The organism is Palleronia aestuarii (assembly GCF_003253995.1).
Classification (GTDB): domain Bacteria; phylum Pseudomonadota; class Alphaproteobacteria; order Rhodobacterales; family Rhodobacteraceae; genus Palleronia; species Palleronia aestuarii.
In genome coordinates, this window is record NZ_QKZL01000006.1 from 14,678 (window position 1) to 34,249 (window position 19,572).

Annotated in this window: 16 protein-coding genes and 2 pseudogenes; 4 read left to right on the plus strand and 14 right to left on the minus strand. The window is 65.6% G+C overall.

From position 1 onward, the window contains the following. Positions 1-23 precede the first annotated feature (23 nt). On the minus strand, positions 24-776 hold the full coding sequence (locus LX81_RS09165) for an IclR family transcriptional regulator (protein ID WP_111537023.1): 753 nt from the start codon (positions 774-776) through the stop codon (positions 24-26). An 11-nt stretch (positions 777-787) separates the two neighbouring features. Between LX81_RS09165 and LX81_RS09170 the strand changes: the two are divergent. Next, a pseudogene (locus tag LX81_RS09170) lies at positions 788-1,970 on the plus strand (transposase). 127 nt (positions 1,971-2,097) lie between these two features. Continuing rightward, the gene (locus LX81_RS09175; RefSeq protein WP_111537024.1) at positions 2,098-3,321 is read left to right on the plus strand and encodes a mandelate racemase/muconate lactonizing enzyme family protein; all 1,224 of its coding nucleotides are present in this window, start codon (positions 2,098-2,100) and stop codon (positions 3,319-3,321) included. A gap of 236 nt (positions 3,322-3,557) precedes the next feature. Here LX81_RS09175 and LX81_RS09180 read toward each other — a convergent pair whose 3' ends face one another. The 4 genes from LX81_RS09180 to LX81_RS09195 are packed head-to-tail and all read right to left on the minus strand — an operon-like array spanning position 3,558 to position 7,338. Continuing rightward, positions 3,558-4,289: a GntR family transcriptional regulator gene (locus tag LX81_RS09180; protein WP_211322739.1), complete on the minus strand. Its 732-nt coding sequence runs from the start codon at positions 4,287-4,289 to the stop codon at positions 3,558-3,560. A gap of 8 nt (positions 4,290-4,297) precedes the next feature. Continuing rightward, complete coding sequence (locus tag LX81_RS09185) at positions 4,298-5,848, minus strand: tripartite tricarboxylate transporter permease (protein WP_111537025.1); 1,551 nt, start codon at positions 5,846-5,848, stop codon at positions 4,298-4,300. A gap of 10 nt (positions 5,849-5,858) precedes the next feature. After that, entirely contained in the window at positions 5,859-6,305 is a 447-nt protein-coding gene (locus LX81_RS09190; RefSeq protein ID WP_111537026.1) for a tripartite tricarboxylate transporter TctB family protein, read from the minus strand. Positions 6,306-6,363: 58 nt separating this feature from the next. After that, positions 6,364-7,338 carry a tripartite tricarboxylate transporter substrate binding protein gene (locus LX81_RS09195; protein ID WP_111537027.1) on the minus strand — a complete coding sequence of 325 codons (975 nt, stop codon included), beginning with the start codon at positions 7,336-7,338 and terminating at the stop codon, positions 6,364-6,366. A gap of 156 nt (positions 7,339-7,494) precedes the next feature. Between LX81_RS09195 and LX81_RS09200 the strand changes: the two genes are divergently transcribed. Continuing rightward, positions 7,495-9,225 (plus strand): IlvD/Edd family dehydratase, encoded by a 1,731-nt coding sequence (locus LX81_RS09200; protein WP_111537028.1) that lies wholly within the window; start codon positions 7,495-7,497, stop codon positions 9,223-9,225. Positions 9,226-9,779: 554 nt separating this feature from the next. Here the strand turns inward: LX81_RS09200 and LX81_RS09205 are convergent. After that, positions 9,780-11,090, minus strand: coding sequence for an alpha-hydroxy acid oxidase (locus LX81_RS09205; protein ID WP_234822549.1), 1,311 nt, complete (start codon positions 11,088-11,090; stop codon positions 9,780-9,782). Positions 11,091-11,107: 17 nt separating this feature from the next. Continuing rightward, on the minus strand, positions 11,108-12,049 hold the full coding sequence (locus LX81_RS09210) for a hydroxyacid dehydrogenase (RefSeq protein ID WP_111537029.1): 942 nt from the start codon (positions 12,047-12,049) through the stop codon (positions 11,108-11,110). A 371-nt stretch (positions 12,050-12,420) separates the two neighbouring features. Here LX81_RS09210 and LX81_RS09215 point away from each other — a divergent pair. Further along, a pseudogene (locus tag LX81_RS09215) lies at positions 12,421-13,112 on the plus strand (IS5 family transposase); the annotation flags it as partial. 206 nt (positions 13,113-13,318) lie between these two features. On the opposite strand, the gene LX81_RS09220 reads toward LX81_RS09215, so the two are convergent. The 7 genes from LX81_RS09220 to LX81_RS09250 form a co-directional block, all read right to left on the minus strand. Then, complete coding sequence (locus LX81_RS09220) at positions 13,319-14,146, minus strand: manganese catalase family protein (protein ID WP_111537030.1); 828 nt, start codon at positions 14,144-14,146, stop codon at positions 13,319-13,321. Continuing rightward, a complete protein-coding gene (locus LX81_RS09225) occupies positions 14,115-14,966 on the minus strand; it encodes a glycosyltransferase family 2 protein (protein ID WP_111537031.1) in 852 nt (283 codons plus the stop codon). Before LX81_RS09225 ends, LX81_RS09220 begins: the two co-directional genes overlap by 32 nt. After that, positions 14,963-15,541 carry an SAM-dependent methyltransferase gene (locus tag LX81_RS09230; protein ID WP_111537032.1) on the minus strand — a complete coding sequence of 193 codons (579 nt, stop codon included), beginning with the start codon at positions 15,539-15,541 and terminating at the stop codon, positions 14,963-14,965. The genes LX81_RS09225 and LX81_RS09230 overlap by 4 nt, the downstream gene beginning before the upstream one ends. Then, entirely contained in the window at positions 15,538-16,230 is a 693-nt protein-coding gene (locus tag LX81_RS09235; protein WP_111537033.1) for a PIG-L deacetylase family protein, read from the minus strand. The genes LX81_RS09230 and LX81_RS09235 overlap by 4 nt, the downstream gene beginning before the upstream one ends. Continuing rightward, the gene (locus LX81_RS09240) at positions 16,227-17,375 is read right to left on the minus strand and encodes an acyl-CoA dehydrogenase family protein (RefSeq protein WP_111537034.1); all 1,149 of its coding nucleotides are present in this window, start codon (positions 17,373-17,375) and stop codon (positions 16,227-16,229) included. Before LX81_RS09240 ends, LX81_RS09235 begins: the two co-directional genes overlap by 4 nt. 87 nt (positions 17,376-17,462) lie before the next feature. Continuing rightward, positions 17,463-18,188: a Crp/Fnr family transcriptional regulator gene (locus LX81_RS09245; RefSeq protein WP_170133901.1), complete on the minus strand. Its 726-nt coding sequence runs from the start codon at positions 18,186-18,188 to the stop codon at positions 17,463-17,465. 361 nt (positions 18,189-18,549) lie between these two features. After that, positions 18,550-19,542 (minus strand): ABC transporter substrate-binding protein, encoded by a 993-nt coding sequence (locus tag LX81_RS09250; protein ID WP_111537036.1) that lies wholly within the window; start codon positions 19,540-19,542, stop codon positions 18,550-18,552. Positions 19,543-19,572: the final 30 nt, after the last annotated feature.

Consider the following 19,572-nt stretch of genomic DNA (forward strand, 5'->3'; position numbering starts at 1 on the left):
CGGACAGGACGGACGGCTGTGCCTCAGCCCAGCAATCGCACCGTGCCGAGCAATCCCAGGACAATCTTGTCGGTCAGTTCGTCCGGCGGCAAGGCGCCCGTTCGGCAGGAGACGTGGACCGCGCCGACGGGGCGCCCGTCTGCGGCGCGGATGGCGGCGGCGAAGACAGTCTCGTTCTCGATCACCTCGGAGGTCGCGACCGCCCAGCCCTGCTGCCGCGCTGTCTCGACCTCGCGCCAGATTTCCAACGGATCGGTCTTGGTAAAGCGGGTGATCGGCAGACGCTCTTCTTGTTCCAGCAGATTACACGCCTCCGCCTCTGGCAGGCTGGCCAGTACGCTGCGCCCGCCAGACGAGCAATAAAGCGGCACACGGCGCCCGATCAGGGTCGTGTAGAACAACGCGGTCTGACTCTGATGGCGCTGGATATAGGTGAGTTGGTTTCGGAAGAGGACGCTGAGATCGACGCGTTCGTCGCATTGCCGGCGCAGGTCGATCAGGATCGGCGTGGCGCGTTCGACCAACGGATGGCGCCGCAAATATTCGTATGCGGGTTCGAGGATCCGCGGCGATAGGCCGAAACGTTGCGTGGCCGCGGATTGGTGCAAGTAACCCAACTCGACGAGTGTATGGGTCATCCTCTGCACCGCGCTTTTGTCGAGCCCGGTCCGCTGGACGATCTCCCGGAGTGAAAGAGTTTCAGCATCCCGGAAAGCCTCCAGAAGGCCTTGTTGCACGAAGCCTGCCTGGGATTCACACTGCGAGCCCAACAGCATGGCTGGGCGGCATGTCCGAGCCCGTCCCGACCCGCTACCGCACCCTGAACTGGTCCGCCTACGATGCCTCGCTGCGCGAGCGTGGGTCGTTGACGGTCTGGTTCGACCCTTCGACGCCCTGGCACGCAGTGCCATCGGGCAAGCGTGGCGGCCAACTGGTCTACGGCGACGCGGCAATCCAGGCTTGCCTGACGATTGAGGTCCTTGACGGCCTGCCGCTTCGTCAGACGACGGGCTTCGTCGCGAGCCTTCCGAAGCTGGCAGACCTCGACTGGCCGGTGCCCTTCGTCGGGCGATCCTTCCACTGGAAGACTCGCTGATCCTCCTCAGTCTCGACGCTCTGCCGACGGCAGAAGACCTTGGCCGTGCAGTTGCCTGACCGTGGTAGCGGCGACCCTTTGCACCTGTTCGTAGACAATGAGGCATCGACCGCCATCGGTCCGAGGGTGGAGCCGAATGGCGTCAAAGTCCGCGGCGAGGGCGAATGGCATGCCCGAAAGCATGGTGGAGCGCGCAGGGGGGTCTGGTGCAAGGTCCACCTCGCCGTCGATGAGAACACGCTCGAGATCCGTGCAGTCGAGAGTTCACTGGCGCATGCCACTGGTCCGAGAGAGCCGGTAGACGGCAGCGGCATCGGCGATGCGCCATTCGTCGGGGTATCGATCCACTGGATCGATCCCTGTTCCTCCTCATTGCCCGACCTGCTTGGCCAAGTCCCTGTGGACAAGCCAATCGCATCCGTTACCGCCGACGGTGCCTACGACACCGTTCGCCAGCGGGCTCGAACCGGTGGCGCCGCGCCAGCTCACCTGCCGCGATGCCATCGCGAACAGGGGCGCGGACGCGGTCGTGCCGCCCCGGCGCAATGCAAGGCCGTGGAAGAAAGACAGCCCCGGAGCAACAAGCAGGAACGAGGCGCTGCGTGCCATGAAGCGCCTCGGCCGGACTATCTGGCGGCGCTGGAGTGGATACCATCGCCGAAGCCGCGCCGAGACGAGACGAGACGAGACGAGACGAAAATGAACTGCATGAAGCTGCTCGGCCAGAAGCTCATGGCCGTTCGGCATCGGCCTCGGACCGATGGCAGCTCGATGCCTCACCTTCGATCGACAGACCGCCGAGCTTCAAATCCGCATTGCCATCCCGAACCGCTTCAACGCCCTCGGCATCCCCGTCACAGAGGCCGTCGGCTGACATCGGCAACGGAAAGGGGAAGCGCGACCTTCAGGCGTTCCGTGCAACAGAGCCGGGAGACGGCAACCATCCGCTTGAGGCGGACCAACCGACAAGCGCGGGCCACGGTCACGGGGCCGCGTTGGCAATGGACACGCGACACCTCAAAAGCCATAGTCTCGTCAGTTCAGGACAAGCCATCACCGGTGGTCAGAAACTGAACTATTGCGGGAGACGTACCGTGTCTAAATACTCTGCTATTATCCGCGTTGAAGCCCGCGCCGTACGTGTGCCGCTGGATGTGACGACTTCCCTATCCACACGTGTCATCGCGCACCGTGATTACGTCCTCGCCCGCATTGAGACGCAGGACGGCGTGTGCGGGATCGGATTTTGCTACGGCGGCAGCGATGCCGGCATACTCGTGGCGCATGCCGTCCGCGACCTCTTCGCGCCGCTCCTGATGGGCGAAGATGCGACGCGGGTGGAGGGGCTTTGGCAAAAGATGTACGCCAGTGGACTCCTGCACGGGCGCGCGGGTTCGGTTATGCGGGGCCTTTCGATCCTCGACACGGCGCTCTGGGATCGCAACGCCCGCGCGACCGGAATGCCGCTTCATCGGTTCCTTGGGGGGTACCATGACGAAACGGTGCCAGCTTATGCCTCCGGGGGTTACTACATCGACGGGAAAGGCCCCGACCGTCTCGCCGAGGAGATGGCAGGCTATGTGTCGGAGGGTTTCAAGGCCGTCAAAATGAAAGTCGGCCGTCTCGATCCGAGCGAGGAAGAGGATCGGATCCGTGCCGTGCGGGATGCAATCGGCCCCGACGTTCTGCTGATGCTCGATGCCAACAACGCTTGGCGCGATCTGCCGACCGCCATGCGGTACATGACGCGCTACGAACCCTATGATCCGTATTGGATCGAGGAGCCGTTCTCACCCGACGATATCGACAATCACGCGCGTCTTGCGGCCCGCACCCGGATTCCTGTCGCCACCGGCGAGATCGAGGCCGGCCGTTGGCGCTTCCGCGATCTGCTCGACAAAGGCGCCGCGCAGATACTACAGACCGACGCCGCCGTCTGCGGCGGCATTTCGGAGTACAGACGCATCTCGGCCACTGCAGCGAGCTATGGTGTGAACGTATGTCCGCATTGGTTTCACGACCTTCACGTCCATTTGGTCGGATCGTCGCCGAACGGCGAGTTCGTGGAGTACTTTCCGGACGATCAGGTGCTGAACTTCCGACGATTGATCGACCACCAGCTTGAGTTGCGCGGCGGGGACCTGGTTCTGCCGACCGGTCCGGGACTGAGCTTCAACTTCGACGACGGTGCACTCAAAAGCTATGCGCTCGACGATTGGGCATGACGGGTCCGGAATGACAAAAAGATGCCGGTTGGACGGTGATGGTTTCCAGCCGCATCTGGAAGAAACGTGCCAACGCATCCGAGGCGCCGAGTGGATCATGATCGGACGCCTCCGCCCGAATTAAGGGTGTGCCTAGCCCCCTATCGGATCAATGTCGTTATCTCGGGAATATCCGAACAAGGGCTCGATTTCCGCCAGTTTCACGAGAATGGCCAACTAGGTGGAACGCCCGGAGGTCAGCTGTACCGGGAATTCCAGACCTCGATATAGCGGTTTTTGGCGGGCGTCAGATGCTCGCGGCAGAGCCGGACGAGCGCCTCCCTGTCGCCTCTGCGCATTGCCTCGATCATCGCCAGATGCGCGTCCGCGGCCCACTCCTGATATGATTGATCGTTGACCAGGATCGAACGATAGGCGTGCGATTTCTGAGCATGCATCTCGATGGCGGCGACAAGGGCACAATTTCCGCAAAGCCGGAATAGCCGACTGTGGAACTCAAGGTTGCTGCGGAATGTCTCCCGATGCCGACCCGCCGTGATGGCGGCAAGATGACGTTCCGCGATGGCACTGAGAGCCGCGAGGTCCGCATCAGGGGCGGGCAAGGCCACCAGCGACGCGGCGTGGCCCTCCAGAAGATCGCGGACCGCGTTGATGTCCTCGACCTCCTGCGCAGTGTAGAGGCGGACGACGGCGCCGCGGTGACGTACGTGTTCGATCAATCCCAAACGCTCGAGGCCCGCGATCGCCTGCCGGATAAGATGGCGCTTGACCGCGAAGCGCTCGGCGAGTTCCTCCTCGATCAGGCGCTCGCGCGGCTGCAGGCGACCAAGAACGATGTCTTCCTCGAGTGCGGTCACGACGGCCGCCGCACTTGTCGCATGGCCAGTACTGTCCGCCGTCATCGTCCCGCCCATATCGGCCTTTTTGCCCCGATACGTTTTCGCATCCGGGCGATCAAGCTGCGCCATCGCGAACGTCAGTCGTCCGCACTTCCACCCGCCTGTCTGTGCGGGGGGCGGAGCTGGCCCTTGCGGCGTCCGATAAGCCGTCCAATCGACCCGAAAAAGGGGGTCGCCTGCAGGACCGAGAGGGCCGCTATGACGAGGAGGACTGCCGAGATCGGGTTCTGGAAGAAGATGGCATAGCTGCCGCCACCGATCAGGAGTGATTGCTGCAATGTCGAGTCGAGAATGGGCCCGAGGATAAGACCGATCACCAGTGGCGGTGTCGGGATGCGGAAGCTGTCGAAGGCCAGGCCGATCATCCCGAACGTAATCATCAGGCCGATATCGAAGACGGAGTTGTTAATCGCGTAGGATCCGATCACCGACAGAACCACGATGACCGGGCCTACCACCCGGTTCGGGACACGAGTGACGACGACGCAGGCGCGGGTGAAGAGCAGTCCAACCAGGAACAGCATGACATTGGCGAAGAGCACGGCCCATAGAAGGGTGTAGGTCACATCGCCATGGTCCGTCATCAGGGACGGACCGGGCAGAATTCCATGCACCATCAGACCACCGAGCAACACGGCCGTCGAGGACGAACCGGGTATTCCCAGCGCGATGGTGGGGATCAGCGCGCCGCCGACGACGGCGTTGTTGGCGGCCTCCGGCGCGACGATGCCGGCGGCGCACCCCGTACCGAACTCGGATTTGCGCTTCGAAAACCGCTTTGCCTCATTGTACGCGAACCAAGATGCGGTATCGCCGCCCGTTCCCGGGATCAATCCGACGAAGATGCCGATTGCGCCCGACCGCAAGCTGTTTGGAATGAGGGCACGGAACTCCCGTCCCGTCGGCAGCATGCGGTCGCGTACCTTCGAGACGGTCTCACCACTCTGGCCGTCTCCTTTCGCGATCAATCTGACCGCCTGGGGAATCGAGAAGAGGCCGATCAGGGCGACCGTGAAATCGATGCCGCCGAAGAGGTTCAGGTATCCGAACGTGAATCGCGGGGTGCCCGTGGTCAGGTCCATCCCCACCATTGCGAGTAGCAATCCGATCGCGCCGGACATCAACCCGAGGATCGCCGATCCCGCGGAAAGCGAGCCGATGATAGTGATCCCGAGCACCGCAACCGCGAATATCTCGACGGGACCGAAGTTGAGCACGATCCGACCGAGTAGCGGCGCGATGGAAAGGAGAGCCGCCGCCGACATCACCCCGCCGATCAACGACGCGGTGAGTGACAGCCCGAGCGCCTTGCCCGCCTGTCCACTCTGGGCCATCGGGTAGCCGTCTATGACGGTTGCGGCGGCTGCAGGCGTTCCGGGCGTTCGCAGCAGGATCGCGGCGATGGACCCGCCATACATTGCCGCGAGGTAGAGCGAGGCCAGCATCGCCAGCCCGGTCTCTGGCTGAAGAGAGTATGTCAGCGGCAAGAGCAGCGCGATGGCCATCGTGGCCGAAAGCCCGGGCATCGCGCCGATGAACATTCCGATCATCGTCCCCGCCAGAATTGCGAGGAGGTTGTAGGGTTGGACGACGTTCGAGAGCCCTACGAGCAAGAAGGAATCCGTCATCGTGCGCTCCTCACATTGCCGGGTAGAGCGGTATGGACAGGTTCAGGAACCAGACAAAAACGAACCAGATGAATGCCGTCACGGCCGCCGTCGTCGCTACTGCTGCCAGCGGGCTGATCGGGCGCAGTCCCAGAAACGGGATCAGCATGAAAAGCGGCGTCGCGATGAGGTAGCCAAGGGTGGTGATGCTCCAGGCATAGAGCAGGATCAGCAGAAGGAAGCCGCCGCCGATACCGATTGCTTGCCAATCGGGGGGCGGCAGGATTTCCAGCCGCCCTTCGGCATTCTGGCGTCGCCAATTTAGAACCACCTGAAGGATGGCAAGGCAGGCAAGCCCGGCCACCACCCAGCCAATGAGATTGGGCAGACGCGCCGCGGTTTCGGGGTACTCCGCCGCCCGGATGCGGAAGAGGACGACCAGCGCGATCGCCGCCAGAGAAACGAGTATGCGGCCCATCCTGACGCCTCCGTTCCACGGGTTGGCCGGGCGCGATGGCGGGCCCGACCATCACCGGTTACTTTGCCTGGACTTCGTCTTTGATGGATGCCCAGATCTCCTGGTACTCGGCCTCCTGCTCCTTCAGCATCGCGGCGTATTCGTCGCCCGGAATGAAGTCGATATTGAGAGCCTGGTCCGCCGCGGCTTTCTGGAAGTCGGGATTATCCATCACCCTCTGCATTGCGGCGATCATCGCGTCCCGGTCTTCGGAAGGGAAATCGCCCGGGCCGCTGTAGCCACGCGATGACCCGGCCACCAACTCATATCCCAACTCCGTGGCTGTCGGGACATCCGGAAGTTCCGGCAGACGCTCCTCGGCGAAGACGGCGAGAGCGCGAAGATTGCCGTCCTTGATCTGCGGATAGGTCACTCCGACATTGGTGAAGCTCGCGTCGATCTTGCCGCCCATGGCCGCAGTCCACGACGGGCCGTCTCCCTGGAACGGAACTTTCTGCAATTGCACTCCGGCCGCCTTCTCGAATTGAAGGGACGTGAAGTAATCGTCGCCGCCGACCCCTGAATTGCCCACCGTCACGGTTCCGGGCGCGGCCTCGGCGGCCTCCACGAAGTCCTCGAATGTCTGGAAGGGACTATCACTTGATACGACCGCGATGCCGGGATCGGTGACGATATTGGCAATCGGAGTGATCTCGTCGATCGTGTAGGTGATCGACGGATTCATGATGTAATTCGTCGTCAGCATCGGCGTGTTCGTAATGCTGATCGTCGAGCCGTCATTGGGAGCCTGCTTGGCGAGGCGGGTCCAGGCGATGGCGCCGGTCGCGCCGGGAATGTATTCGTTGACGAAGTTCACGCCGAGTTCCTCGGCAAGGTATGGTTGGACGAGCTGCGCGAGCGCGTCGGATCCGCCTCCGGCCTTGAAGCCCTGCATGACCTCGACTTCGGTCTGGCTGTATCCTGAATCCTGAGCACCGGCCGTACCGGTGAGGGTCGTTGTGGCGGCGAGTGCCGCGGCGATGGTCAATCTCATGAGGAACCTCCCTGATCCGTAGAAATCGGCGCTCCCCCAAGCGCACTGCGTGAACGTTAGACGGCGCTTTCGAAGACTGTCAAACATATTGTTGACAATTCTACCTGTGCCGTATCACGTCGGTAGCGATGAAATCTGCACTGAAGGAGGGTCCTTATGTCCGATGACACACGGGGTCTGAAGAGGGGTCTGACGAGTTACGGGGATGCTGGATTTTCCCTCTTTCTGCGCAAGGCCTTCATCAAGGGAATGGGCTACTCCGACGATGCGCTCGAACGTCCCATCATTGGAGTCGTCGATACGTCGAGCAGCTATAACGCCTGCCATGCCAACGTGCCCGACCTTATCGAGGCGGTGAAACGTGGCGTCATGCTGGCCGGGGCGCTCCCGGTGCCGTTCCCGACCATCTCGATCCATGAATCGTTCGCCCATCCGACCTCGATGTATCTGAGGAACCTCATGTCGATGGATACCGAGGAAATGATCCGCGCCCAGCCGATGGATGCCGTGGTGATGATCGGTGGCTGCGACAAGACCGTCCCCGCCCAGCTGATGGGCGCCGCAAGCGCCGGTATTCCGGCGATCCAGCTTGTCACCGGCCCCATGCTGACGGGCAGCCACCGAAACGAGCGTGTCGGTGCCTGCACCGACTGCAGGCGCTTCTGGGCGCGCTACCGCGCCGAGGAGATCGACGACCAGGAAATCTCCGAGGTCAACGACCAACTGGTGCCCGGTGCGGGAACCTGCGGCGTGATGGGTACGGCCTCGACCATGGCGCTCGTTACCGAAGCGATGGGCATGATGCTGCCAGGCGGCGCCACCGCGCCCGCCGTTTCCGCCGATCGACGCCGGATCGCAGAGGCCACCGGCGCGTGCGCCGTCTCGATGGCCCGTGACGGCCGAACGCCCAGGGCCATCATGACCCGAAAGGCGTTCGAGAACGCCTTGACCGTGCTTCTCGCGATCGGGGGCTCCACCAACGGCATCGTGCATCTGGCCGCGATCGCCGGCCGCGCCGGGCTCTCCCTTGATCTAGAAGCGTTCGATCGGATCGGGCGCGACGTCCCGGTGCTGGTGGACCTCAAGCCGTCGGGCCGGCACTACATGCAGGATCTGCACCACGCCGGCGGGTTGGTGACGATCCTGCGTGCCTTGCGGGAGCATCTCCACCTCGATTGCGTGACGGTCACCGGACGGACGCTTGGCGAGGAGATCGATGCTGCGCCTGCCGGGTTCGAGCAGGAAATCGTCTCGTCCGTTGCCGATCCGGTATATGCGGAAGGCGGGATGGCGGTGCTACGCGGCAACCTCGCTCCGGGCGGCGCGATCGTGAAGCAGTCCGCGGCAAGTCCTCAACTGATGCGACACCGCGGTCGCGCCGTCGTCTTTTCGTCCGTCGAGGATATGGGCGCGCGGGTCGACGACCCCGATCTCGATGTATCGGCCGAAGACGTGCTCGTCCTGCAGAACGCAGGACCGAAAGGCGCCCCGGGAATGCCGGAGGCGGGCTACATGCCGATCCCGCGAAAACTCGCCCGCGATGGGATCAAGGATATGGTCCGCATTTCGGACGCCCGGATGAGCGGCACGGCATCGGGAACGATCGTGTTGCACGTCACGCCGGAGGCCAGCGCGGGAGGCGCACTGGCACTCGTGCGCGATGGCGACATGATCGAACTCGACGTGGCAGCGCGGCGGCTGACACTGGATGTGCCGGAAGAGGAACTCGAGCGCCGACGCGGAGAGGTCACCGAGCGCAGCCATGAGGGGTCCGATCGCGGTTATCTGAACCTGTTCTTGAGCTCCGTGCTCCAGGCAGACAGGGGATGCGATTTCAGCTTCCTCGTGCCGGCCGCTACCGGAAAAGTTCCCTCATCAGATGACTGACGGGTTCCGCCGTTCAGGCAGGACCCCCGCACCTTCCAATCGTCTGGCATTGCGAAGGATTGCTCCGGCAAGGTGTTATGCAGCCGTTGCACGGTCCCGTCGTCGAACATCGTCAGAGGTGGCCGCACCCGGTGTCAGTGCAGAACGTTGATGGCGATTCCGAAAGCTGGACTTCCCATCACCGATTGATCACCTGATCTCCGCAGTGATCGAGTTACAACCCGAACCGCCATTGCGCCAAGCCTCGAGCAAGAACTCCTCCCGGCCACGAACGGTGTCGGGGTAAACCCGCAGTAACCGTTCGATCAGGTCGTGCGGGGTCGGCACGTTGTTGATCTGCGGAATATGGCAAAGACAGAGAGGAAAACGGGCGTTGCAGGCGCGCGGCTTTGGGCATGGAGAAGGCGATGGTGCTCGGCGTCATCTGTGAGACGTTCAGCCACCATCCCGCTCATGGAGCCGGCGGCGATGCACGAGCTACCGGTCAGCGTCTGGCGCGTGATCGGCGCCGAAGAAAGCTACGACTGGCGCCGGCACGCCGTACAACTGTCCGATCATGGATGCTGCCCGGTCGTCATCCGATGCGATAGCCCGACATCGGGCATAGCCAACAGATCCTGCGTCATCTCGGACGTTCCTGCGATGCCGAGAAGCGCCATGTTCCGGTCGATCTCGGCCGAGAGGAGATCGATGGCGTACCGAACACCAGGTGCTCCCGCGACTGCAGCGGCGTAGAGCATGGGCCGCCCGACGAAGACGAACTGCGCCCCGAGCGCCAGGGCCTTCAGGACGTCCGTGCCCCGTCGTACGCCGCTGTCGAGCATCACTGTCATGTCTCCCGCGGCATCGAGGACCCGCGGCAGCGTCGAGATGGCCGAGACGGCACCGTCGAGCTGACGGCCCCCGTGGTTGGAGACGATCACGCCGTCGCAGCCGATGGCGCGCGCGCGTTCGACGTCGCGGGGCGACAGCACGCCCTTCAGCACGAAGTTGCCTTTCCAGCGGTCCCGCGCGGCCTCGACGTGATCCCATTTCAGTTGCTCGCGCCCGGAGAAGGACCGGATCAGGTCGCGCGCGAGGATCGGCGGACCCCGATCCACGTCGAGATTCTCGAAATGCGGCATCCCGTGGGTACGCAGCGTCCGGAAGGCCGTGTTCCAGAGCCATTCGGGATGTGTGATACCCTGCCAGGCAAGGCGCGGCGTCGGCTTCAAGGGCGTGGCGAAGCCGTTGTGCAGATCGGTCTCGCGATTTCCGTTCACGGCAACGTCGACGGTGACGACGAGCGTCTCGAATCCCGCCTGCGCGATCCGGTCCGTCATGCCAAGGACGCGGTCTTTGTCACCAGGGAAATAGGCTTGGAACCATCGGCTTCCTGCTTCCGACGCGACCCGCTCGAGCGACGTGAGCGAGGTCGCACTCATTACCGCAAGAGTGCCGCGTTCAGCTGCCGCCCGCGCCAGCACGACGTCACCGTCATAGGCCGCCAGTGCGCTCAAACCCATCGGCGCGATGCCGAAAGGCCGATCGTATTGCCGGCCGAAGAGCGTGGTCTTCTGGGACCGGTCGACATGACCTTGCAAAGCATTGGGGACGAAGCCGATGGCAGCGAAATCTGATCGATTGGCAGCGAAACTGCGACCGGTCTCGGCGGCCCCCGCGACGTAACCGAAGACCGGTTTCGGCAGGTACCTGCGTGCCGCGGCCTCGAAATCGTCGAGCGAGAAGGCCCGGCGCAGACCGCGCGGCGCAATCGTCTTCTCGCGTTTCGAGACTGCCGGCTCGTAGCGTGGGGACGGCGCGGCGTTCGGCGCAGTCCCGCTGGGTGCCTTGGCCTTCTCGGTCATTTCGGGTGTTCCGGACATCGATGTTTCCTTCGGTTCTATGCTCGCGATCTCGAGGCGCTCTCGAAGTGATTGAGAACCTTGCGAACAATCTCCGTCCCCACCCGTTCGAGACCGCCATTGGTCGACGCACCCAGATGCGGCATCGCAAGGAAGCTCGGCTGATGCAGGAGCGGGTTTTCGGGCGTGGGGGGCTCGACCGCGAAGACGTCCGATGCGGCTCCTGCCAGATGTCCCGAGGCGAGCGCATCGGCCAGTGCGTCTTCGTCGACGATCCCGCCACGGGCGCAGTTGATCAGATACGATCCCTCTGGCATCGCGGCCAGGGCATCTGCATTGATGACGTTTCGCGTTTCGGGAATGAGCGGCAGGTGCAGAAAGACGATCCGGCTGTGGCGCAGCAGAGTGTCGAGGCTGTCGGCCCGGATCACGCCCGAGACGGGGGGAGCGTCCGCCAGCCTCGGGGAATAGGCCATGGTCTTCGTGCCGAACCCGTCCACGAGGCGGCGCGCCACGGCCTGTCCCGTGGCCCCGAAGCCCACGATACCCGCTTCGAGTTCGCCAAGGTCCCAGCCCACGCGCAGGGACGGGTCCACCGAGCGACCGTCCCTGAGGGCAAGCGTGATCGGCACGATGTTCCTCAAAAGCGCCAGTGCGAACCCGATGGCGAGATCGGCGACTGTCCCGGCGTTCGTGCCGGGCGTCGATTCAACCACGATTCCCCGTGCGGCGGCAGCTTCGACATCGATGGCATCGACACCGGCCCCGTGCTTGCCGATGACCCTGAGATTCGGACAGGCCTCCATATCGGCTCTTGGGATCGGGCGAGTTCTTACAATCACGGCATCGCAATCGGAAGGAAACTGGTCCGCATCAGTAAGGACATCAGCCGAGTGTTCGAGAAGTGCGATAGCTGAGGGGTGTACGGAGCCCAGTACATGTACAACGGGGCGTTGCCTCATTTGCGGAACCCGGCGCATCGGTTTTTGCCGCGTGGTGACTCCGCCACGTGGGTCTGCACGTCATAAGACACGATCTCTGTTTCCTTCTCGACAGGTAGAACAAAAGGTCGACAAGGAATTGATAGCAATGTTGTCGACAATCATCCAACGTAATTTCACTTAGGGACTGCTGCCTTGCCGCTGGAGTTTCATCCAGCTTCGACCGGAGCCCGTTTGGTATTTACGCGTGTGGGCGCGGCTTGAGCAATCGCCCGACGCGCGGAGCCCTCATGTCGCGCAGCGGGGCGGGCAATGGCGCAGGTCAGGGTCCGCGCGTAGGCATGAGGGTTCAGCAATTCAGGGCCGAATGGGGGCGCTCGCGGTTGTCGTCCATAGCCTAGGTGTCTGATCCCAGCGAGTATGGCCCGCCGAAGATGCTTTAGAACCGGTGGAAGCGGTGGAGCGATATGGGGGTGTTCGCCAGGATCATGGATGGCCTGGCGGCCGATAGCCCCGAGCACAAGACGATCATGATCGACGTGAGCAGGGGAACGTCATGCGTTCGAGAGAGCCTGCGCAAGTATCTCAAGGCGCACCGCACGGCTTCCAGCCTGCGGTTGAAAGAGGGGGCGTGGCAGGCTGATCGGGCGGAGTTCGAGGATCAGGAGACGATCCAGTGGATCGTTTCCCCGAGGACGGCGGGATGAACACGAAGCTTCACGCCGTAACCGACAGCATCGGGCGCCCGATCCGGTTCTTCATCACGGCCGGTCAGGTCAGCGACCATACCGGGGCCAGGGCTTTGTCGGGCAGTTTGTCAGCGGCAGAATGGCTGCTGGGAGATCGCGGATATGATGCCGACTGGTTCCGGGAAGACCTTGCAGGCAAGGGCATGACGCCCTGCATTCCGAGGCGAAAGTCGCGCGACATGCCCGTCCGATACGACAAACGCCGCAGCAGGATCGAGATCATGTTCGGGCGTCTGCAGAACTGGCGTCGCGCAGCTACTCGATATGATCGCTGCCCAAAGGTCTCCCTGTCAGCAATCGCCCTCGCAGGAAGCGTTCCGTTCTGGCTCTCAATCAATGGGCCTGGAGCCTAAGCAAGGTGATAATCAAGTCGGTGAAACTTAGCCGTTGTGGCGACTGCGCATACGTTCACTGTCTCTGACGCGAGCGGTATCGGGTCTTCGCGCAACCATCTCTCCGTCGAAATCGTGCCCCGTCGCATCCGCCGCCCTGCAGCGTCATTCCGAGCGCGCGGACCGGGATGACTGTCGCCCCGCCGGAACGGGGCGACAGACCGGGGTCACATCTGTTCGGTCTGGGCGCCCGATCCCTCGCGGGCGCGGCCGAGATCCGGGACCTGGCCTTCGGGTTCGACCCGATCGCGGGCGGTGTAGGTGCCGCGTCCGTCCATCGCCGGGCCGCCGTTCGTCCAGACGCCTTCGGGCGTCGGCTCGTCGAGCGAGGTGTTCAGGAAGTAGTAGGAATGCGCGAGGTTCTCGTGCTCCTCGGGCGTCGAGTTCGGCACCGGCATGCAGGCCTCGATTCCACCCAGCTCCTCGATCACGGCGAGCCATTGCTGCTGGTGCATCGTGTCGCGCGCGATCAGGAAGGACAGCATGTCCTTCATGCCCGCATCGTCCGTCATGTTGTAGAGGCGGCTCGCCAGGACCCGGCCGGAGGATTCGGCCATCGCGTTCGCGAGCATGTCGGCGGCGATGTTGCCGGTGGCGTAGATATGCGACATGTCGAACGGGATGCCGTTGGCGTTGACCGGCATCGCGGCCAGCCCCGAGGACAGGACGTGGCGCGGGTTCTGCCCGCCGAGGATCGCGCCCACGACCGGATCGGCGGAGGCGGCTTCCTGCGCGGACAGGGGCGCCCCCTCGAGGTTCAGGGCGACCGCGTGGCCCAGGAACTCGATATGGCTCAGCTCCTCCGTGGCGGTCATCATCAGCATGTCGCGGAAGCGCTTCTCGCCCCGCGCGCCCATGGCCTGGAACATGTACTGCATGGCCACGCGGATCTCGCCCTCGACGCCGCCGATGGCCTGCTGGAGGTATTTCGCGAAGACCGGATCGGGCCGATCGACCCGGACCTCATATTGCAGCTTGCCTGAATGGTAGAACATCGCAGTCTCCTTCATGCGGTGTGGGGAGCGGGGGCCATGCCTCGCGTGGCACGAGCGCCGCGAGGCGGCGTTCGAGGGCGGCGCATTCGCGGCCGAGCGCGACGGTCTCGAGGGACAGGTCGGAGCGGGCGCGTTCGGCGATCGTGGCGGCCATGCCGCCCGGTGCGCGGCCCCGAAGACGGCAGGACGCGATCACGACGGCGTCCCACGGGCGCGCGACGCGCAATCCGGCATCCTGCAGCGTGGCCGCCATCCGGCGATCCTCGTTGCGCGGCATCGGGACGATCCCGCCGACCGACCGGTACGCGTCGGGGCGCCACGCGATCAGGGCGCCGGGGCTCTGGCCGTGGCAGGGTATCGGGTTCCACGAACAGGCGGCCACGTGACCCGCGATCAGGGCGCTCAGGACGTCGCGGCGATCCTCGAGCAGGCCGTGATGGCGGACGGCGGGGGGCAGGTCCGCGAATTCGCCCGGATCGGGCTCCACCCGGCCGAAGACGGCATCCGCGTCGCGCAACGCGCGCTCAAGGACGGCGCCCGTGCCCGGGGCGAGGACGCAATCCGCGTCCGTGGTCATCACCCAGGCGGGATTGCGCAGGAGCGCGGAGGACAATCCGATCGCGCGGGCCTCGCCCACGCCGCCGGAAAGCATCGGCGTCTCGATCACCTCGACGCCGAGCGCGCGGGCGACCGAAGCGGTCGCGTCGCAGCACCCATTCGCCACGACCAGCGCCGTCACGCCCTCGCGATGCAGCGCGGCGAGCGCGGCGGGCAGGCGGCGGGCCTCGTCGCGGGCGGGGATCACCGCGATCGGGATCATCGCGCCGCCTGCTCGAGGGGGGTGAAGATTTCGATCCGGTAGAGCGCCCCGGTCTCGATCTGACGCCGCGCACGCGGGGTGGCGTCGGCGAAGGCGGCGACGGCCTCCGCGCCCGTCAACGCATGACCCGTCGGACCGCCCCAGGTGACCGTCACGACATCCGCCTGCGGAGAGGTCCGGTCGATGCAGGCGGCGAGGTCGCGGATCGCGTCGCGGTCGAGAAAGTAGAGGATCTCGCTTAGAAGGACGAGGTCGTGGTTCTCCCCGGGCAGGTCGCACGGTAGGAAGCCCTCGACGAAGCAGGCCTCCGGCACCGCGAGGCGCGCGGCCGCCAGAGCGGTAGGAACGGCGTCGAGCCCCGTATAGGCCGCGCAGCGGGAGGCGATCCGGCGCGCCAGCTCGCCATTGCCGCAGCCGAGTTCCAGGGCGCTCTCGTATCGCGGCCGGGGCAGGGCGCGCGCCACCGCGTCGAGGCGGCCCAGCTCGAAGGCCGACGTGCGGAAGTTCCATGGGTCGTCCGTCGCGTCGTAGAGGTTGAGCAGATGGCCGAGATCGGCGGGCGAGTGACCGCTCACGGGCGAACCGGCATGTAGATTTCCGCCTCCTCGCAGAACCGCTCGACGAAAGCCGGCGCCATCGCGAACCCGTCCGGATCGTCACGGACCACGAGACCCATCTGGCTGCGATGCGCCGCGATCGCGTTTCGCTTGGCGCGGCGCCGCGCGGAGAGGTCGAGGGGGAGCCCCGGCATCTCGTCCCCGGCCTGCCACGCGATCCAGCGCGACCAGATCGGGTAATGCCAGAGCCGCAGATGCGCGGAACGATCGCAGACAAGCGCCGCCGCTTCGGCGCCGGCCTCGTGATCGCAATGGGCATCGGCGGGCGAGGCGGAGAGCAGGGTCCCGGCGGCGAGTTCGTCCGCCAACCGGGCCACCGCACGGGCAAGATCGACGCCCGGCCCGTGCAGGCGATGTAGCGCCGCGTCCGGAAAGCCTAGCCACGTCAGATCCCGCGCCGGGTCCCCGCCCAACCGGCCTATGGCCTCCTCCAGTTCGCGTCGCCGCAGCTCCGCGAGGCGCGCGCCCGGCCAGCAGGTCGAGCCGGGATGGGAGGCGGCGCCGTCGGTGAGGCAGGCGACATGGGCGGGACGCCCGCGCGCCCAGCGTTCCGCGAGCAGGAGCCCGCAACCGAGCGTCTCGTCGTCGGGATGCGGCGCGAGGACGAGGACGGGCGCGGCACCCTCCACGAGGTCGTCGAGGCTCATCTGAGCGCCTCCAGCCCGGCATCCGTCGCGATGGAGAGGGCGCGGTCGAGCTTGGCGTCGGGCGCGGCCTGGCGCAGGAACAGCGACAGGTCCCGCCGCATCAGATCGACGGGTCCGTGCGTGTCCTGCGCCCCCATGCCCAGCGACCGCTCGCAGAGCGCGAGGATGCGGATGCAGGACCCCTCCACGGCTTCGCGCGCGAGAAGCCCGTGCGCGACCGCCCGCTCGATCACCTCGGGGGACGCGTCGCCCGCCTCCTCCACCGCCCTGGCCGCCGCTTCCACCACGGCGCGCGCCGCGACGACTTCGGCCATCGCCCGGCCGAGCCTGTCGCGCTGCACCGGATCGTCGAGGCGGCCCATGCGCTGCAGGACCTCCGTCCAGCGCGAGATCAGGCCTTCGGCCCCCCCGACATGCGCCGCGCAATATCGCCAGACGCCGCCCTCGAACCACGGCTCGGTCATGAGATCGCCTGCGCGTCCCACGTATCCCGTCTCGTCGAGGACGATCCCAGTCGCGTCGAACCCGCCGGAGCGCGTGGCCCGCATCGCCGAAGCCGTCCAGGCGTCATGGTCGTGGCGCGCCGGATCGTCCGCGGGGACGAGGAACATGCGCCCGGGCGCGCCCGGTGCGGCCCGCGCGGTCACGACGGCGAGATCCACGTGTCCCAGCCCCGAGGCGAAGCGCTTTCGCCCCCTGAGCTCGACGCCGCCCTCGATCCGGTCCACCCATTCGAGCGGCTCGGGCCCGTCGGCCCCCCACACCCCCAGAAGCGCGCCGCCCCGCAAGGCCGCGCGCATCGCGTCGCGCACGGGGCGCTCGCCATGCACCTCCACGAGGAGGGCCGCGTTGACATGCCCCTCGACGAGACGGGCGAGGGCGAGGTCGGCGCTGCCGATGCGGCGCAGGAGGTCGGACAGCGGGTGCGCCGTGCCCCGCGCCCAGCCGAGCCCGCAGCCCTCCGGAGACGGCAGCACGGCACGCAGGACGCCCGCGCCGCGCAGCAGGTCGAGCGCCGCGCTCAGGTCGGGCAGGTCGCGCGCCGCCGTAGCGGTCGCGGTCCGCAGACGGTCGAGCACCTTGGGAATGGCAAGGGCGAGCGTGGCTGCGGTGAGGGGGTCGGGGGTCTGGCAAGCGGTCTGCATGAATCCTCCCACCCGAACGGGATGGTCACGTCACGCAGCTAGCCGGATATGGCCCTTAACAAGCTTTCGTTTAACAAGTTTATCCAGCTACCCCTTAGGGTGAGTAAGCTCGAGGTAGGCCGGATCGAAACCGGCGAACTCGGCCAATCCGCCGGGGTCGGGGAGGCGCATGCGTCCACCCGTCCATTCGAGGAGCCCCTCGGCCCGCAGGTCCCGCACGGCATGGTTCACGTGGACCACCGAATATCCCAGCACCTCCGCCAGGCCGCGCTGATCGAGCGGCATCTCGAAGCCGCCGCCGTTCACCAGCCCCACCATGCCGAGACGGGCATGCAGCTCGCAGATCAGGTGCCCGACCCGCTGCGAGCCGCGCAGCGCCGCGCGCGTCGCGACCCACATCCGGTGCATCTTGGCGTCGATGAGCGTCTCCAGCCAGAGGAGCCGGCCGAGATGCGGGTAGTCCCGGGTGATCTCCTCGAGATGCTCGGCGGCGACGAAATCGATCGTGCAGGGCCCCACGGCCACGATGTCGTGGTCGAGATGGTCGAGAAGGAAGGAATGCAGATCCACGAAGTCGCCCGGCACGTGCAGCGCGCTGACGACGCGCTCGGACCGCCCGATCCGGTGGGCCCGCATGGCCATGCCGCGCACGAGCAGGCAGGAGCCCTCCGGGGCGATCCCCTCGCGGACGATCAGATCGCCATGCGCGTATGTCGATCTCTCCGACGGGAGGGCGCGCAGGACGACGCGCTCCTCGTCGGTCAGCGACCTGCGACGCGCGAGGCTCGCTTCGAGATGCGTTGTGGCAGCCACGTGGCGGATCCTCGTTATGACGGCGCGATGCGGCCGGACCGATGCGGCCCGACCGCCGCGATGCAGATCATGCCCGGACGTCGGGCGCGGCCCGGCTGCATCCATCGGAACGGCGCCGGAGATAGTGCGGCCCCGAGCGGAGCTTTGCAAACGACGCGGCGGAAACCCGCCCCGGGACGACGCGGCTCGCCCGCGCGGGGCCTTCGAACGGCGCCGGGGCCGCCACCGCCGATGCTTTTGGAACGACGCCCGGGAAAGGGGCCCGGGATCGGGCCTCTCATCGACAGCGAACCCCGAAACCTCGGGACCGGCGCGATGCGTCCCCCGCACGCGCCGCCCGGGCACGCGCGGGGGCGGCGCGTCAGTTCAGCGCCTGGTCCGTGATCTCGTGCGTCCAGGCGCCGTCCGACGGCTCCTCCGTGATCGCCGGGTTCTCCTCGCTCACGGCCGAGAGCAGCGTCTCGACGGTCTGCTCGTAGGCGGCGGGATCGAGCGCGCCGTCCGAGCCCGAGGTGAGCTTCGCGACCTCGCTCATCATGTAGACCTGATGATCGAGCGTCTGCGCGCCGGTCATGTCGTTGTCGACCACGATCTGCGCCGCCTCCTCGGGGTTCTCCTCCGCCCATTTCCAGCCCTTCATGGAGGCGCGGACGAAGCGGGTCATCTTGTCGACGAAGGCCGAATCCTCCAGATTCCCCTCCATTACGTAGAGCCCGTCCTCCAGCATCCCGATCCCCTCCTCGAGATAGTTGAAGTTGGCGAGCTCGTCCTCCGCATAGCCCGCGTCGAGCACCTGTCCGTACTCGTTGTAGGTCATGGTGGAGATGCAATCGGCCTGCCCCTGCAGCAGCGGATCGACGTTGAAGGCCTGGCGCAGCACCTCTACGCCTTCGTCCGATCCGTCCGTGGGAATGCCCAGCTGCGCCATCCAGGCGTAGAAGGGATATTCGTTGCCGAAGAACCAGACGCCGAGCGTGCGGCCGGGGAAATCCTCCGGGCTCTCGACCCCGTTCGACTTGAGGCAGGTGAGCTGCAGGCCGCCGGTGGCGAAGGGCTGCGCGATATTGACGAGCGGCACGCCGCGTTCGCGCGCCGCGAGGGCCGCGGCCATCCAGGTGACGATCACGTCCGCGCCGCCGCCCGCGATCACCTGCTCGGGCGCGATGTCGGGCCCGCCCGGATTGATCGTGACGTCGAGGTTCTCCTCCTCGTAGAAGCCCTGGTCCTCGGCCACGTAATAGCCCGCGAACTGCGCCTGCGTGACCCATTTGAGCTGCAGCGTCACCGCATCCTGCGCCTCCGCCGCGCCGGCGAGCCCCAACGCGGCCGTGGCCGCGATCGTCCAGTTCCTCATGACGTACCCTTTCCCTGGTGAAGGTCGTTT